Annotated in this window: 18 protein-coding genes and 3 pseudogenes; 6 read left to right on the top strand and 15 right to left on the bottom strand. The window is 63.0% G+C overall.

The genetic code is table 11. The annotated features are described in order from the left end of the window. Positions 1–40 precede the first annotated feature (40 nt). Entirely contained in the window at positions 41–922 is an 882-nt protein-coding gene (locus AUC70_RS02960; protein WP_158007342.1) for an alpha/beta hydrolase, read from the top strand. A gap of 174 nt (positions 923–1,096) precedes the next feature. After that, a complete protein-coding gene (locus tag AUC70_RS02965) occupies positions 1,097–1,537 on the top strand; it encodes a Rieske (2Fe-2S) protein (protein ID WP_069443569.1) in 441 nt (146 codons plus the stop codon). Between the two features lie 25 nt (positions 1,538–1,562). On the opposite strand, the gene AUC70_RS02970 is transcribed toward AUC70_RS02965, so the two are convergent. The 4 genes from AUC70_RS02970 to purE all read right to left on the bottom strand — a co-directional run bounded on the left by AUC70_RS02970 (position 1,563) and on the right by purE (position 4,331). After that, positions 1,563–2,153, bottom strand: coding sequence for a hypothetical protein (locus AUC70_RS02970; protein WP_069443527.1), 591 nt, complete (start codon positions 2,151–2,153; stop codon positions 1,563–1,565). 226 nt (positions 2,154–2,379) lie between these two features. Further along, complete coding sequence (gene rpsU, locus AUC70_RS02975; protein WP_045368671.1) at positions 2,380–2,610, bottom strand: 30S ribosomal protein S21; 231 nt, start codon at positions 2,608–2,610, stop codon at positions 2,380–2,382. A gap of 136 nt (positions 2,611–2,746) precedes the next feature. After that, a complete protein-coding gene (locus tag AUC70_RS02980; RefSeq protein WP_083241203.1) occupies positions 2,747–3,841 on the bottom strand; it encodes a 5-(carboxyamino)imidazole ribonucleotide synthase in 1,095 nt (364 codons plus the stop codon). Beyond that, positions 3,834–4,331, bottom strand: coding sequence for a 5-(carboxyamino)imidazole ribonucleotide mutase (gene purE / locus AUC70_RS02985; protein ID WP_069443570.1), 498 nt, complete (start codon positions 4,329–4,331; stop codon positions 3,834–3,836). The genes AUC70_RS02980 and purE overlap by 8 nt, the downstream gene beginning before the upstream one ends. A 219-nt stretch (positions 4,332–4,550) precedes the next feature. Between purE and AUC70_RS02990 the strand changes: the two genes are divergently transcribed. After that, positions 4,551–4,973 carry a DUF4345 domain-containing protein gene (locus AUC70_RS02990; RefSeq protein WP_069443528.1) on the top strand — a complete coding sequence of 141 codons (423 nt, stop codon included), beginning with the start codon at positions 4,551–4,553 and terminating at the stop codon, positions 4,971–4,973. On the opposite strand, the gene AUC70_RS02995 is transcribed toward AUC70_RS02990, so the two are convergent. Further along, the gene (locus AUC70_RS02995) at positions 4,963–5,187 is read right to left on the bottom strand and encodes a YdcH family protein (RefSeq protein ID WP_083241205.1); all 225 of its coding nucleotides are present in this window, start codon (positions 5,185–5,187) and stop codon (positions 4,963–4,965) included. The two genes, AUC70_RS02990 and AUC70_RS02995, sit on opposite strands and share 11 nt — an antisense overlap. 180 nt (positions 5,188–5,367) lie before the next feature. On the opposite strand from AUC70_RS02995, the gene AUC70_RS16030 reads away from it, so the two are divergent. Next, positions 5,368–5,535, top strand: coding sequence for a YdcH family protein (locus AUC70_RS16030; RefSeq protein WP_083241206.1), 168 nt, complete (start codon positions 5,368–5,370; stop codon positions 5,533–5,535). Between the two features lie 301 nt (positions 5,536–5,836). Then, the gene (locus AUC70_RS03000; RefSeq protein WP_069443529.1) at positions 5,837–6,244 is read left to right on the top strand and encodes a c-type cytochrome; all 408 of its coding nucleotides are present in this window, start codon (positions 5,837–5,839) and stop codon (positions 6,242–6,244) included. A 34-nt stretch (positions 6,245–6,278) separates the two neighbouring features. On the opposite strand, the gene AUC70_RS03005 is transcribed toward AUC70_RS03000, so the two are convergent. Continuing rightward, positions 6,279–6,656, bottom strand: coding sequence for a SpoIIAA family protein (locus AUC70_RS03005; RefSeq protein WP_069443530.1), 378 nt, complete (start codon positions 6,654–6,656; stop codon positions 6,279–6,281). A 305-nt stretch (positions 6,657–6,961) separates the two neighbouring features. Here AUC70_RS03005 and AUC70_RS17740 point away from each other — a divergent pair, with 305 nt between their 5' ends. Beyond that, positions 6,962–8,218 carry an SH3 domain-containing protein gene (locus AUC70_RS17740; protein ID WP_158007343.1) on the top strand — a complete coding sequence of 419 codons (1,257 nt, stop codon included), beginning with the start codon at positions 6,962–6,964 and terminating at the stop codon, positions 8,216–8,218. 87 nt (positions 8,219–8,305) lie between these two features. Here the strand turns inward: AUC70_RS17740 and AUC70_RS18725 are convergent. From AUC70_RS18725 to AUC70_RS03050, 9 genes and pseudogenes are all read right to left on the bottom strand, one after another. Beyond that, positions 8,306–8,383: pseudogene (locus AUC70_RS18725) on the bottom strand (hypothetical protein); the annotation flags it as partial. Between the two features lie 5 nt (positions 8,384–8,388). Continuing rightward, positions 8,389–8,778 (bottom strand): cupin domain-containing protein, encoded by a 390-nt coding sequence (locus AUC70_RS03015; RefSeq protein ID WP_069443532.1) that lies wholly within the window; start codon positions 8,776–8,778, stop codon positions 8,389–8,391. Positions 8,779–8,814: 36 nt separating this feature from the next. Continuing rightward, a complete protein-coding gene (locus AUC70_RS03020; RefSeq protein ID WP_069443533.1) occupies positions 8,815–9,186 on the bottom strand; it encodes a TfoX/Sxy family protein in 372 nt (123 codons plus the stop codon). Between the two features lie 183 nt (positions 9,187–9,369). After that, positions 9,370–11,129, bottom strand: a pseudogene (locus AUC70_RS16040) (B12-binding domain-containing radical SAM protein); the annotation flags it as partial. A 208-nt stretch (positions 11,130–11,337) separates the two neighbouring features. Then, complete coding sequence (locus AUC70_RS03035) at positions 11,338–11,763, bottom strand: DUF1622 domain-containing protein (RefSeq protein ID WP_206599300.1); 426 nt, start codon at positions 11,761–11,763, stop codon at positions 11,338–11,340. Positions 11,764–11,818: 55 nt separating this feature from the next. Further along, positions 11,819–12,207 (bottom strand): annotated as a pseudogene (locus tag AUC70_RS03040) (tautomerase family protein). Between the two features lie 4 nt (positions 12,208–12,211). Continuing rightward, on the bottom strand, positions 12,212–13,837 hold the full coding sequence (locus AUC70_RS03045; RefSeq protein ID WP_069443573.1) for an acyl-CoA synthetase: 1,626 nt from the start codon (positions 13,835–13,837) through the stop codon (positions 12,212–12,214). A 391-nt stretch (positions 13,838–14,228) separates the two neighbouring features. Continuing rightward, a complete protein-coding gene (locus tag AUC70_RS17010) occupies positions 14,229–14,405 on the bottom strand; it encodes a hypothetical protein (RefSeq protein WP_158007344.1) in 177 nt (58 codons plus the stop codon). Next, positions 14,336–15,124: a DUF1013 domain-containing protein gene (locus AUC70_RS03050; protein ID WP_083241208.1), complete on the bottom strand. Its 789-nt coding sequence runs from the start codon at positions 15,122–15,124 to the stop codon at positions 14,336–14,338. Before AUC70_RS03050 ends, AUC70_RS17010 begins: the two co-directional genes overlap by 70 nt. Between the last annotated feature and the right edge of the window lie 155 nt (positions 15,125–15,279).

The raw sequence follows: 15,279 nt of genomic DNA on the forward strand, positions 1-15,279 counted from the left end.
GCCGACCAATAATAAAGATAAGAGAGGCGCAGACAGGGTCATGTTGAACCTTATTCTAGCTCTTTTCGTGATTTTCGCGCTGTTTTGCATCGTGGCACGGCTGCTTCATCGCTATTTCCTCTATGTGCCGGACCGCACGCGCATCAACCCGCGCGAAGCCGGCCTGACGGGCGTCGACGAGATCGTCTTCAAGTCTGGCGACGGCAAGAAGCTGATCGCCTGGTACCGCCCGGCTGCGCAGGGTAAGCGCACGCTCCTGTACTTCCCCGGCAACAGCGGCAACGTCGCTGCCCGGGCGGGGAAGATCAAAGCCATCGCCGCAGACGGCTACGGCGTCTTCATCGTCAACTATCGCGGCTTTGGCGGGTCGTCCGGCCGTCCCTCGGAGAAACGTATCGTGAGGGACGCTGTCAGCGCCTACGACGCCTTGCGCGGGCTCGGCGTGCCGCCCCGTGACATCGTGCTCTACGGCGAGTCGCTCGGCACCGGCGTCGCGACCCAGGTCTGTCAGCAGCGTGAGGCCGAGGCCCTGGTGCTGGAATCGCCGTTCACCTCTGTCGTCGACGTGGGCAAGCTGGCCTGGCCGCTTCTGCCGCTGCAGCAGATCATGGTCGATCAGTATCGCACCATCGACCGCATCGGCTCCGTGGACGTGCCGCTCTTCATCGTCCATGGCGGCCGCGATGCGGTTATCCCGCTCGATATGGCGCGCCGCGTGTTCCATGCGGCCAGCGATCCGAAGACCCTCACGGTCGTGCCGCGCGCCGGACACAACGATCTGTTCGAGCAGGGGGCTTGGGCACGGGTCCGCGACTTCCTGGCCGGTCTCGGCGCCGAAGCGGTGCCCGCGGTCGAAACCCAAAACGCGGCCCGCGCCGGCCGGCCGGTGGAGATTCCGGCCGCCGCCGCAGCGGAGCGCTAGCGCTCGGTTCTCATCATCCCTCGTGGGCTCCATGGCCGGCACGGACCTCCGCGCCGGCCATTTTTGTGCGCGGGTTTCCGGCCGAGGACCGCGCCACCTGAGGGACGTCTGGCGTCCAATTTGCAAGGCTCAGCGATGAAGCACGCAACAGCCGTCAGAAATGAGGATTTCGCGATGACCGAGATAGCGCCGACCCAACCGCTCGTTCCCTATGTCGTATGCGGGCTCAACGAGATCCCGAGCAAGCGCGCCAAGGACTTTCGGCTGGGCCGTATCGAAAACGGTGAGGTGAAGCACTGGTCGATCGTCATCTACCGCCTGGGCCAGCAGGTCTACGGCTACGAAAACCAGTGTCCCCATGAGGGCGTCGGCTTCGATTTCGGCGGTGAGCGCTTCGTCAACGACAACGGCAGCCTCCTCATGTGCGGCAAGCATGGCGCGTTGTTCAACCCCGGCACTGGCGAGTGCATCGACGGTCCTTGTGTGGGGCAGTCGCTGAAGCCGGTGAACCTCGTCGTGCTCGATGACGATGTGTGCATCGTCGGCGTCGAACTGGCCGGCGATGACATCGACGAAGACGACGAGGTGTCACTCTGCGAGGACGCAGGCGTCTAGGGGACCCGGCAGAGACTGCCTGGTGCTAGACGGGGCGGTTCTCGTTGCGGTTCTTGACCGGCTCCATCTCCTCGACGCCCTTTTCGAAGCTGATTTCCTCGAACGTGTCGTCGAATTTGAGGGCGGCGTCCAAGACATAGGCCGTCTTGTCCACGGTGCTCATCTTCTTCACGTCGTTCTTTTCGATTCTGAGCAGTTCGAGCATTTCCTTCCAAACCGACGATTCATCGCACGGGAAGACGTAGAAGCTCTTGCCGTCCACGGTGACTGAGAACGTCTTGCTGAGGTCCACGTTGTTGCAGAACATGAAGTACTTGCCGTCGGGGCCCAGGAGGTCGCCCATGACGTCGACCACGTCCTGCAGATATTCGAAGTTGTGGAGGTAACCCGCCATGACCGGTATGTGCTCATCGCCCTTGTTGGAGAGGGTCAGGATCTGCTCCATGCAGAACTCCGGCGGCCGCGCCTCGTCGGCGAGTTTTTCCTGAAACTTCAGAGCGAAATCGCCGCGATAGGCGAAGCGGTCCCCGTCGGTGGTGGGGGCTTTCAAGACCGCATTGAAGAGGCGGCCCTCGTTCTCCAAACGGCCATAAGGCGTTTGATCAATCGTCGTCATGGTGGTGTCCCGGTTTGTTGGTTTTCCGACGCAAACAGCGCCCAGGCGGGACAGATGCAAATGGCCTGCCGGTTTAGGTTCGGGACATTTTCTTGGCGCTACCGCGCTTCGCGCTACTTGAGCGCGTGTTCTTCGGCGGTATCGTGCAACTCAAGGCGCGCAGACACGACAAAGCCGGGAAGGATCTTCCCGGCTCTTGGCAGCGCTGTACTTCTGAAGAGTGGTCTTAGCGGCGGCCGCGGGGGCGTCCGCCAACGCCAGACTCACGCTGGGCCTTCTTACGGGCCAGCTTCCGCGCCCGGCGGATGGCCTCGGCCTTCTCGCGGGCACGCTTCTCGGAGGGCTTCTCGTAATAGTTACGGAGCTTCATCTCGCGGAAGATGCCTTCGCGCTGCATTTTCTTCTTCAGCGCCCGGAGGGCCTGATCGACATTGTTATCGCGAACGACGACTTGCACGCGTCTCTAATCTCCGAATTAGCGTTGATTTTGGGATTGGAGCGAAGCCACAGCAACCCATTTGCGGATCGCCTGAATCACGCATCCAGGGGGTGCTCTAGCAAACCTGCGGCGGGTTGTCCAGACCGCGAGAGTGTCATCGGCGTCTATGTTTTAGGGGAAATTCGGTTGATATGGCCCATCTTGCGCCCGGCCGGGGTTCCGCCTTGCCGTAGAGATGCACTGCGGTGCCGGGTTCGGCGGCGTATTGGCGCCAGTTGTCCGCGTCGCTGCCGATCAGATTGGTCATCACGGCGTCGCTGTGGCGGGCCACGTCGCCAAGGGGCCAGCCGCAAATGGCCCGGACGTGGTTCTCGAACTGGCTGACGAGGCAGGCATCCTGGGTCCAGTGCCCCGAATTATGGACGCGGGGGGCGATCTCGTTCACGGCAAGGGCAGGGCTCTCGCCGCCGGTCTGGAACATCTCCACGGTAAGGACGCCCACATGGCCGAGCGCCTCGGCGATCTTGCCGGCGATTGCTTGCGCCTCCGTCTCGAGCGCGGCCGGGATGTTCGCCGGGACCGTGCTGGTGTCGAGGATGCCGTCCTTGTGGACGTTCTCGACCACATCGTAGAAGCGCAAGGCTCCGTCCCGTCCGCGCACCGTCACGACCGAGAGCTCGCGCTCGAACGGGACCATGCCCTCCAGGATCGCCGGGGCCTCGCCGATGGACTCCCAGGCACTTTCGGCCTCGCAGAGCGTATGGATCCAAGCCTGTCCCTTGCCGTCATAGCCGAAGCGGCGGGTCTTGAGCAGGGCCGCCGGCGGTACAAGCAGGATCGACTCCTTCAGGTCCGCAAGCGTGTCGATGGCGGCATAGGGTGCAACGGCGATGCCGAGGCCGCTCACGAAGTCCTTTTCGGCCAGCCGGTCCTGGGCGACCTCGAAGGATTTCACGGGCGGAAAGACCGGGCGTGGCCGCGCCGGCGCCTCCAAGGCGGCCGCGGGCACGTTCTCGAACTCGCACGTCACCACGTCCACTTGTCCGGCGAACCGGGCGACCGCGTCCAGATCGTCATAATGTCCGACGCTTCCCTTCGCTGCGACGTGGAAGGCGGGGGCGTCCGGGGTGTCGTTGTAGATATGTGTCTTCAGGCCGAGCCGGCTGGCGGCAGCGGACAGCATGCGGCCGAGCTGGCCGCCGCCCAGAATGCCGATGGTGCTGCCGGGCGGCAGCGGCGCGTCAGTCATTATCCTCGACGGTCTCGGCGACCGCGTCGGACTGGGCGCTGCGCCACGCCTCCAGTCGCGACGCCAAGCGGGCGTCCGACACGGCCAGGATGCTGGCGGCCAGAAGTCCCGCATTGGTGGCGCCAGCCTTGCCGATGGCAAGCGTGCCGACCGGGACCCCGCCTGGCATTTGCGCGATGGACAGGAGGCTGTCTAGCCCTTTCAGGGATTTGCTTTCGACCGGCACACCAAGCACAGGCAGGGTCGTCATGGAGGCGGCCATGCCGGGTAGATGCGCGGCGCCGCCGGCGCCGGCGATGATGACTTTGAGGCCCCGGCCGCGCGCGCCCGTGGCGTAGTCGTAGAGCCGCTGCGGGGTGCGGTGGGCCGAGACGACTTTCGTCTCGTACGGCACCTTGAGCGCGTCCAGGATTTTTGCGGCTGCTTTCAGGGTGGGCCAGTCCGACCGGCTTCCCATGATGATGCCGACGGAGGGGGTCGCCTCGCTCATGCTTTCGCCCATCAAAAAAACCGCCCGAAGGCGGATCGCGGAAAGCGCGCGATTATAGGCGGGCCAGGGGGGTTGGCAAGGCGGGTTTCGGCTGGTTCTGGCATCAGGCTTAAGCTTTTCGAGCCCGCCATGTTTGCCTAGGCAGAAACAAACAAGCCAAGCGCCGGAAAAGGCGGCATGATTGGGATCTGCGATTCCGATCCGGAGCGAGAGAGCCGAATGTCCGAACCCGTTGTTGTGCCCAAAGTAGACAAGCTGATGCGGCTGTTCCTGCGTGGGTCGGCGCTTCTGATCGTGCCGATCGCGCTCAATTACGGGCTCGCGCCGGCGAAGACGCTGCCGATGTTTCTGACCATGCCGGAGCTCGGGACGGATCAGACCCATATCTACCGGGGCGTCATGTGCCTCTATCTTGGCGTGGGGCTGTTTTGGGCCGTCTCGGCCTTCAAGCCCGAATGGCAGCGCGTCGCCGTGATCACGGTGATCGGCTTCGCCTGGTCCATCGCGGCCGGGCGGCTCATTAGCCTCGCGATCGATGGACGGCCGAGCCTGTTGCTGCTGATCTATCTGGGTATCGAGATTTTTGCGGGGCTGCTGGGCCTTGCCGTCCTGGCGGCGGCCGACCGAAAGCTCAAGCGATAATATCGGGAAGCAGTTCGTCTTCGATCCGGATGATCTCGTCTTTCAGAAAGAGCTTCTTCTTTTTTAGTCGCTTGAGCTGCAATGCGTCCGCGCGGCCCGACTCCTCCAGCGCGTTGATCGCACTGTCCAGGTCGCGGTGCTCTTGTTTGAGCTTCCCCAGTACAGCCCGAAGCTCGCGGATCTCCTCGCTCTCCATCGGGCGCTCCTTGTTCATGTGGCCGGGAGTATCTTTCCGAACCTTAATTGGCGCAAGAGCCCGTCCGCCGGATCGCAGGTCCCGACGGTCCAATTCTTAAGGGTTGCGTCGAAACGACCGCCCAATCAGCCGTGATTAGACAAGGCCCGGTCTCTTTGTCAGAATAGTTACATCGACAATTCAATTCGGAGGTCCGGTATGGCGTTAGAAGCGCATCTCGATGAATTGGCAGAGAAACACCGCGCTTTGGATCGCAAGATCGATGAAGAACAAGGAAGGCCCACGGCGGACGCCTTCAAAATCGCCGAACTGAAGCGCCGGAAGCTCTACCTCAAAGACGAGATGGAACGCCTGAGACACAGTTAGCCTCACGAGGTCTCGAGGCTTTTCAGCCCCAAGGCCATCGGCCTCCGTCCCCGGAGGCCTGATCGAGAGAATTGCATTATTGCCGTGCCCGGCCTGTGGAAAACTCGCAGTGCTCCGCACGGTTGGGAGTTGTTGTTGCCACGCCCCTCTAGCCCCGCGCTACGGCGTGGTTTTTTATTGTCCGGGCCCCTTTTATTGTCTGGCGGGTGGAACCGCGGGCCCGTCTTGACGTATCTCACTGGTGCCCGCGCAATCTGCGCTATAGCTATGCCGGGCTCGAATCAAACTTGAGGCGGAGGCCATGCGGCTGGGACTGGGCGGCTTTTTCGAACGCGGCGTGCTGACGGCGCTGCTGGTTTTCACAACTCTGCCAGCGCTCGGCGCCGACGAAGACCCGACGGCCAAGGGCGAGGCGATGGCCAAGGGCGAGGCGATCGTGAGCGAGCATTGCGGCCGCTGCCATGCGATCGGGGTGACAGGCGAGAGCCCCAACAAGGAAGCGCCGCCGTTCCGCGTTCTTTCCGAAAACTATCCCGTCGACGATCTGGCCGAATCGCTGGCCGAAGGCATCATGTCCGGGCATCCGGACATGCCCGTCTTCGTCTTCCAGCCCGACGAGGTGGATGCGATCATCGCCTATCTGCAGTCCATCCAGATCACGCCGGACGCGGTGCCGTCCACACCGGAGCCGGCGGACGCGCAAGGGTAGATACGAGCCGACCCGCAGCGGGCGGATGCTGCGCTCAGATGTCGGCGGCGCCTTCCGGCCACATCAGCCAGTCGCGGGCTTCGGCGATTTGGTCCGGGGCGAAATGCTCGACCTCGCAGGTGATGAAGGGCGCTACGAAGCTGGACCACAGATTGCGGATATGCGGGTCGCAGACGATGGCGATGCGGTTGAAATCCTTGAGGTGGCGGAGGCTGAACTTCACGTCGTGCCATAACGCGGCGGCATCCATGCCCTCGAAGTCGGAGATCTGTTCCAAGACGCGGACCTGACCATGGCGCGCAATGAAGGCTTCCAGCTTGTCCGCGACGCGGTCGAACTCCTCGGTCGACACCTTGCCGCCGATGTGGATTTCGACGGCCTGGGCATTGTCATGTTCGACATATGACAACATCTACGGAGTGTACCTCTCGATTGGCGGCAGTTGCCAAGACGGATTGGTCAAAATGACGGATCGTCAAAAGACGGAACGGTCGCCTGTCATGGATCGTGAGAGCGTGAGGGGCGTTGGAACGGGCATGGACGTCATCGCAAGTAAGACTATAGCGCCGGCGGGTCGGTTTTCGATGCAAGAACCGCTCGGACACTATCCAGAAGTAGGTGCTGCGGCCCCGTGCCGCTTCACGGAATTTTAGGGTTAACGAAGGCAGAATACTGGCCTAAGACACGCAATTGCCGCCTTTTCTCAGCCAAATGCGGTTGAAGAGGGGAGTTACGACCATCAAGAAGCTACTGTTCTTCACGGCTAGCATGAGCATCATCGCGCTCGGCGCGGTTTGGATGATGCTGTTCAACGAGCCGATCGCCGACACGATGACGAAGGCGCCCCCGCCCAAGAAGCGGGCGCTGGCCTATGAGCAGGCGCTCGCGGCCAAGATCGAAGAGGAGGCCGAGGCCTCCAAGACCAAATCGCAGCCCAAGGCCAAAGACGCCGCCAAGTCCGATGGGGCCGCCAAGAAGGCCGCCGCGCCCAAGGACACCGGCGGAAATGCGCCGGCGCCCGACCAGCAGGCCGCGGCCGTGCCGCAGCCGGGTCAGGATCAGCCTGCGCCGCAGCAATTGCCCTGGCTGACCGAACAAGGCGAAAGCGTCGTCGAGGCACCGGGACCCGGAGCCGGGCCCAACGGTCCGCCGCAGGATTTCTTCAACGCGCCGCAACAGGATCCCAATGCTCAGGGCCAGGCTTACGGCCAGAACCAGCCTTCCGGTCAGAGCCAGCCCTACGGTCAGCAAGAGCAGCCCTATGGTCAGGGCCAGCCCTATGACCGGACAGCATCGGTCAACCCCAATATGAATGGCGGGCAAGACCCTTATGGATCCGGCGGCCAGCAGCAGGCTTATCCGGCCTATCCGGGGCAGGCTCAGCCGGGCGCCCAAGGCCAGTATCCCCAGGCCCAATATCCTCAGGGTCAGTACCCGCAACAGGGTCAGCCTCCGCAGGGCCAGTACCCGCAACAAGGGCAGTACCCGCAAGGACAGTACCCTCAAGGTCAGATCCCGCCGGGGCAGTACCAGCAAGGCCAGTACCCTCAGGGTCAGTATCCCCAAGGGCAGTCTCCTCAGGGTCAGTATCCTCAAGGCCAGAACCCGCAACAGGGTCAGCAGCCTGGCTACGGCGGGGGCCCCTACGGTCAGCCGCAAGAGGAGTGGGCGAAGATCATCGTGTCGGGTTCGGGCATGCGCCTGACGGCATCCGAGGACTCGCCCGTGCTGTTCGCTTTTCCCTATGGGCGTGACTTGAAGGTTGTTTCCCGCAACGGGGAATGGGTCGAGGTGACCGATCCCAACAGCAACGCCAAGGGCTGGATCCAGGCCTACGCGCTGGGCCCGTCTGCGGGTCCGCAGCAATATGGTCAGGCGGGCGGCTACTACGAGGAGCAACCGCAGCAACAGACGCGCCGTCCCCTCGGCCGCGGCGGCTTTGCGGACATCATCAACCGCGCCTTCGGCAACTGATCTAGCTTCGCGCTTTACGCCGAGTGAGACGGTCAGCAACCGGCATGGGGATGCATGCGGGTTGCGCCATGCGTGGCGCTGCCCGTTGAGCACCACGCTGTCGCCGGTGCCGACCGCGACGGGTTCGCCCCCATCGAGCGTGAGCAGGCACGCGCCTTCCGTCACATAGATCAGATCGATCGTGTCGTCCGGTGCATGCCGGGTTTCTTCGGGTCCATGGTTTGGATGAGGCCGGGCAGGCGGGTTTCGGTCTCTTTCAGAGCCTGCTTCATATCCGGAGGCGGCGCTGCGTTCTCATTCTCCGGCGGTAGTTCGATGAGCTCGAAGCGGAAGCCGCCGGCGGGCGGAAACCAGGTGCGGAAGGGCGGCTCGTCTCCGTTGTCGGGAAGCGCGGGGAGCACATCCGCGCCCCACAGGCTGAAGAACTTCGCGCCCGGCATGAGCGGCGTCTCGATCGCGGGGACATCGCCGTCGCTCGCGAACACCGGCTCACCGTTTTGGCCCTCGCCCGTCACGATGCGCCGGACAGACGAACTTTCGGCGTCGTTTGTCTCAGCCATGGGCGGTCTCGGTCCGGTGGGGCATTGTCCGATGAGTCATGTCGCTCGTTTCCGGGCTGTCTTCTTGCGCGCGGGCTTCTTCGCCGCGCAGGCAATCGCATGAGCCGCGCGGGCCCACGTGGTGAGTTCGTCCGGGTCTTCCAGCAGGCGCGGCGGCACCTCCCAATAGGACATGGAGATCGGTTTTCCGCCCTTGGCCGTATAGGTGAAGGCTTGCATGCCCTCGGCCTCGAAGGCGGGTGCTGTCGTATCGTCGGCTTTCAGATAGAGCGTGTCGTCGGCGATGAGTCCGAACATCACGTTGTCCGCATACACGCCGGCCCCGCCGAACATGCGGCGAATGGCGACGGGTCCGAAGCCCGCGAGCTGATCCTTGAGGAATTCCTGGAAGCCTTCGGACGCGCTCATCCGATCATCCGGCTACCTTTAAGCCGCCGGCGCTTTCTCGCCTGCCGAGCTGCTCTCGTTGGCCGCATCCGGCGCGGCGAAGCTCGCGTTCTGCTTCATGGTCAGTTTCGGCTGACCCTTGCCGTTGGCCTTCGCGGTACCGTTGCCCTTCGCGGCGCCGTTGGCCTGGACGCTGGCCTTGTTGGCGACGCGCAATTCGCGTTCCACCGCGACCCGCGCGGCCTCGTTCTGGTTGTAGAGGCCCATATGCTCGGAGTCCTCTTCGGCGACCGCCGTCAGGGCCTGATCCTTATAGTCCGCGGCATGCGGGTCCGCCTCGATCATCTTGACGATGCGTTTCAGGTCCCACCAGCTCTTGCCGAGCATGGTCGCTTTGCGGGCGATCTCGGCCCCGTATTTGGCGTAGAACGTAATCGGGTTCTCGATCGGCAGGCCGGAGCGCCGATGCTTCCGGTGCTTGATGCGGAAGACGCCCCATTGCAGCGGGTGCAAGCCCTCGACTGGGACGGAGTTTTTGAACCAGAACAGCACCGGCATCAACGAACGGATATTGACGCCACTGGCATAGGCGCGCCGCAGGACCGTCTCGAGGTGATCGTTGGCGTAGAAAATCCGCCACGCGGATTCGTAAGCGCCCTGCCATTCCTCCTTCGTCATCCTCTCGTGACCCGTGACCACGTGCTCCAGCTCGTACTTGTTCATGTCGGGGTCCATCCAGACCCCCTTTTCGGTCAGCACCTTGTGGTCTTCGGAGCCGGGCAGGGGCGTCAGAATGAAGAACTCCAGCATGTCGAGCGGCAGCTCCTGCTTGATGATCTCCAGATCCTGCTTGATCGATTCCGGCGTGTCGTTCGGGAAGCCAGAATATAGCCGGCGAAGGTCATGATGCCGACGCGCTTCCAGTCGAGCAGCATCTTCCGGTACTCGGTGATCTTGTTCTGGCGCTTCTTGGCGGCCAGCAGGTTTGCCGGGTTGATGTTCTCAAGCCCGATGAAGACGCGGGTTACGCCGGCACGCTTTGACTTCTCGATGAAGTTCGGAATCTTGTGGCACAGCGTGTCGACCTGGATCATGAAGCGGACGTCCATGCCGTCCTCTTCGCGCAGCTTGATGATGCGGTCGTAGATCGCTTCCCAGTCCTTGTTGCGCGCGAAATTATCGTCGGTGATGAAGAACCGGTTCACGCCCTGCTCGTAATTGAGGCGCAGAATCTTCTCGATAGAATCGGGTGTGCGGTAGCGTGACTTGCGTCCCTGCACATTAATGATCGTGCAGAAGGAGCACTGGAAGGGGCAGCCCCGGCCAGCATCGAAGCTCGTGAAGTTCCCGACCGTACGCTCCACGAATTCGTAAGGAAGAAAGGGCGGCGCCGGCACGTTGGCCAGGCACGGCAATTCCTCGGTCATGTGGTTGTAGATGGGCTGCAGATTGTGTGCGGCCGCGTCACGGATCACCGTGTCCATGTGCTCTTCGGCTTCGCCGGCAAAGATGGACACGCCGAGCTCCTGCGCGGCTTTGATGTCGTCGGGCAGTTCCGGCAGCATCGAGAGGCAGCCCGAAACGTGGAAGCCGCCGATCATGACTTGAATGCCTTCGGCCAGGAACGGCCGGGCGATGTCGACAGAGCGCGGGAATTCGTTCGACTGGACGCCGACGATGCCCACAAGACCTTCGCCGCCGTTGTCCTTGATCAACTTGATGAGCTCGTCGAACCTGACGCGCTTGTTGGTCTCGTCGATGGCCGTGACGTCAATGGGGAGATCGGGGCCGAGCACACCGCGTTCGGCGGCTTCTTGAGCCAGGCTGTAGACGGCGGCAAGGGAGTTGGACGGCATCGTGGACTTGAGCCACTGCACCACATACCCGTCCTCATCGTAATGAGACGGTTTGATCAGGATGAATTGGAAACGCCGGCCGTTGCTCATCCGTGTTGAGTCTGTCATCCCTCAATCCCGTGAAGCGCCGTCCCCCAAGCACCGGGGAACTCAAGTCTTTGGGCAACTTCGGAAATTCGCGCCCTGGCCTTGTGACGCGTCTATCCCCCAATTCCGCCCGAAATTTGGCCAATCGGGCAGCCGCACGCCGCAATCACCGTGCGGTGCGATAAAATCCCTGCCACTCAAACATAAATTGGCCCGGTGGTCCAACGGATTAGGGGGAAGCGGGGCCAGGGGTCTGATTCTGGGGCGAATTGTCCTGCGGGTCCCGTTCCAGCTTGGTAAAGGCGGCGATGTCCTTGGCCAGAAAGTAGTTCAGCATGGTCCGGACCACGGCGATCACGGCAAGCTTCCAGATATCGTCCCAGGTGGGGGCGACAGCCGTGCGGACGATGTCAGCGGCGAGGGCGAATTCGAGCGCGAGCAGGATCCAGGTGGCGAACTTCAGCCAGATTTCCCGGCCGCGAAGGCTATCCGCCGTGCCGGAGACGATCGCCCGGAACAGGCCGATGACCGCTTGCGCCGATCCGAATGCCACGACGAACACCGCGCCGAACTCGACGCCGAGCGCCACGTAATTCGCGATTGCGTTGAAGCTTTCCTCGAGCGGAATGATGGCGCCCTCCCGGTCCGTCTCCAACGGAGACTAAGCCGATTCGGGCTGCGTCTTACAGCGCGGGGAGCAACGAGGGAGACTAAAGCTCCCCGGTCAGGAACTGGGCGCGGCCGAGGCCGAAGGACCAGTCCTCGTCCGTGTTCTCGACGATCGAGACCATCACGTCGGAGGGAGCAATGCCGCAAGAGCGCTCCAGCTCCTCGCACAGGAGCCGGTAGAAGGCTTCCTTCTTCTCGCGCGTCCTCGGGCGGGAGATGACCTGCACCATGACCACCTTGTCGGTGCGCTCGATGTCGAGGCCCGTGTCCTCGACGATCATGCGGCCGCGCTTGTGCTCCTGGACGATCTGATAGCGGTCGCGCTCCGGCACCTTGAAGGCGGCCAGCATCGCCCGGTGCGCCGCGTCGAGCAGCGTCTGGATTTCGTCGTCGGTGCGGCCTCGATGAGGTCAAAGCGGAGGAGGGGCATGGCGTCAAACGTCCTTGGCGAGTTCGCGCAGCTTGAATTTCTGGATCTTGCCGGTGGACGTTTTGGGCAGGTCCACGAAGACGACGTAGCGCGGGCATTTGAAGTGGGCCAGATGCTCGCGGCACCAGTCGACGATGTCCTTGGCTTCCGCCTTCGAGCCCTCGCGGAGTTCCACGAAGGCGCACGGCGTCTCACCCCATTTCGGATCGGGCTTGGCCACCACGGCGGCGCTTGCCACGTCGGGGTGCTTGTAGAGCGTGTCCTCGACCTCGATGGACGAGATGTTCTCGCCGCCCGAGATGATGATGTCCTTGGAGCGATCCTTCAGCTGGATGTATCCGTCCGGGTGCATGACGCCGAGGTCGCCGGAATGGAACCAGCCGCCGGCGAAGGCTTCCTTGGTGGCCTGCTCGTTCTTGAGATAGCCCTTCATGACGATATTGCCGCGGAACATGACCTCGCCGATTGTCTCGGCGTCCGCAGGCGTCTTCTCCATCGTGTCCGGGTCCATCACGGTCAGATCCTCGAGCGTGTGATAACGCACGCCCTGGCGGATGCGCTTCTTGGAGCGGTCATCGAAGGACAAGTCATCCCAGGCCGGGCGCCAGGCATTGAGCGTGGCCGGGCCATAGGTCTCCGTCAGACCATAGAGATGGGTGAGGGCGAAGCCCGCCTCTTCCATGGCGGCCATGACGGCGGCCGGCGGCGGCGCGGCGGCGTGGTTGAAGGCGACCTGGTGGTCGAAGTCGCGCCTCTCGTCGTCGGTCGCATTCAGCAGAACCGACATGACAAAAGGCGCGCCCGACAGGTGGGTGACCTTGTGGTCGGCGATGGCGTCGTACATAGGCTTGGCCCGGACCGCGCGCAGGCACACATGGGTGCCCGCCACCATGCTGAGCGACCAGGGGAAGCACCAGCCGTTGCAGTGGAACATCGGCAATGTCCACAGATAGACCGGGTGCTGACCCATGCCCGTGGCGATGGTGTTGCCGTAGCACATCATGGCCGCGCCGCGATGATGATAGACGACGCCTTTCGGGTTACCGGTGGTGCCGCTGGTATAGTTCAGCGAGATGGCGTTCCACTCGTCCGACGGCATGGCCCAAGCGTAGTGGGTATCGCCCTCCGAGACGAAATCCTCGTAGTCGAGATCGCCGAGCCGCGTTCCCGGTTCGCCGAGTTCCTTGTCCTCGTAGTCGATCAGGAGCGGCTTTACCTTTGCGAGACTGAGGGCCTCTTTCATCACGGCCCCGAACTCCGTGTCGCAGATGATGACCTTGGCCTCGGCGTGATCGAGCATGAAGGCGATGTTGGCCGCATCCAGCCGTGTGTTGACCGAGTGCAGGACTGCGCCCGTCATCGGCACGCCGTAGTGCGCTTCGAGCATCGAGGGCGTGTTGGACAGCATCACAGAGACGGTGTCGCCAACGCCGATGCCGCGCGTCGCGAGCGCGGAGGCGAGCTGGCGCGCGCGGGCGTAAAAGGTCTCGTAGGAGATGTGTGCGTCGCCATGAATGATGGCGGTATGGTCGGGATAAACGGCGGCGGCCCGCTCCAGGAATACGAGCGGCGTCAGCGGCTGATAGTTCGCGGGCGTCTTGCCGAGCCCGGCGTCATACGGATTTGTCATGGTCATCGTGGATTGGGTGCGTTTGGTTGCCGCACCCTAGCCACGGGGACCGGATGAATCAATTCCTCGTTATGGGCCGCCGGCAAAAAAATGCGCTCCGTGGACGGCGAGGTCCACGCGGTGCAGCCCGGTAGCCTCAGCGCTAGCTGGAGCGGTGCGAGTAGATGGCGAGCGTGATCCCGAATGCGCAGAACGCAACGATGATCAGGGCCAGAACGCCCATTTCGGTCGGGCTCATGAAGACCTCCCTTTCATCAAGAGCGACGAAGGGCATGCTCGCGTCAGAGTGGTATCGCGGCCTTGAGGGAGATCAAGCCTGGGTCGGGAGCGCGCAGACAGTCAGACGGCGGACGGGCTTGTGCGTTCGCGCTGCCCGCCCGGATCGTTGCAATCAGCCGTCGGACGAGTCCTTGTCCTCCGTGCCCTCAGCTTCCGTGGTCTCACCCTCGGTGCTCTCGGCTTCCGTGCTCTCGGCTTCGGTGCTCTCGCCTTCGACCTTCAGGTCCTTGAGCTTGGCGAAGACCGATTCCGCGTCCGGCGTCTCCTCGACCTGCTCGGGTGCCGCCATGGCGTCACGGGCCTCTTGTGCCAGCGAAGAGGCCATGTCGTCCTCCGACGGCTGGGGCGGAGCGAACGGGTTGGGGCCCTCGCTTCCGCCGGTCTCGCGCCTTGGGTGTCCGTCAGACCGATCGTCTCCTCGGTCGGGATCAGGGAGCCGGCCTTCTCAGGCGCCTTTCCGGCCTTCTTCTGCTCGCGCTCAAGCCGCGCCGCAGCCCGCTTCACGGCGGCGTCGAGATCGATCTGCGAGCACAGACCGAGCGTGACCGGGTCCTGCGCGACGAGGTTCGGCGAATTCCAGTGGGTGCGTTCCTTGATGGCCTGGATCGTCGGCTTCGTGGTGCCCACGAGACGCATGATCTGGCTGTCCTTCAGCTCCGGATGGCTTTTCAGAAGCCATAGAATGGCGTTGGGCCGATCCTGACGGCGCGACACCGGCGTATAGCGGGGTCCGCGCTTCGTCTTGACTTCGGGCACCTCGACCTTGGGCTCCAAGAGCTTCAGGCGATGCTTGGGATCCTCCTCGGCGATGTGGATCTCTTCGCGGGAGAGCTGGCTGGACGAGATCGGGTCCATGCCCTTGATGCCCTGCGCCACGTCGCCGTCGGCGATGCCCTTCACTTCCAGCACGTGCAGCTGGCAGAACTCGGCGATCTGCTCGAAGGTCAGCGACGTGTTGTCGACAAGCCAGACGGCCGTCGCCTTCGGCATCAATGGGGTGCGGTTCATAGTGACATTCAAACCTTGCTTAAAGGGGTTTCGTCGCGTCCCTCGCGTTTTTCAGCGAAAGAGCCAAACGTCCCAATGTGAGGGGAATGCATTCTATATAGGCGCACGGGCCCAAATAGGCAATCGGTTCCAGACGACGGCGCGCGGGCGCCCCG

The sequence above is a fragment of the Methyloceanibacter stevinii genome, from assembly GCF_001723355.1.
GTDB lineage: Bacteria > Pseudomonadota > Alphaproteobacteria > Rhizobiales > Methyloligellaceae > Methyloceanibacter > Methyloceanibacter stevinii.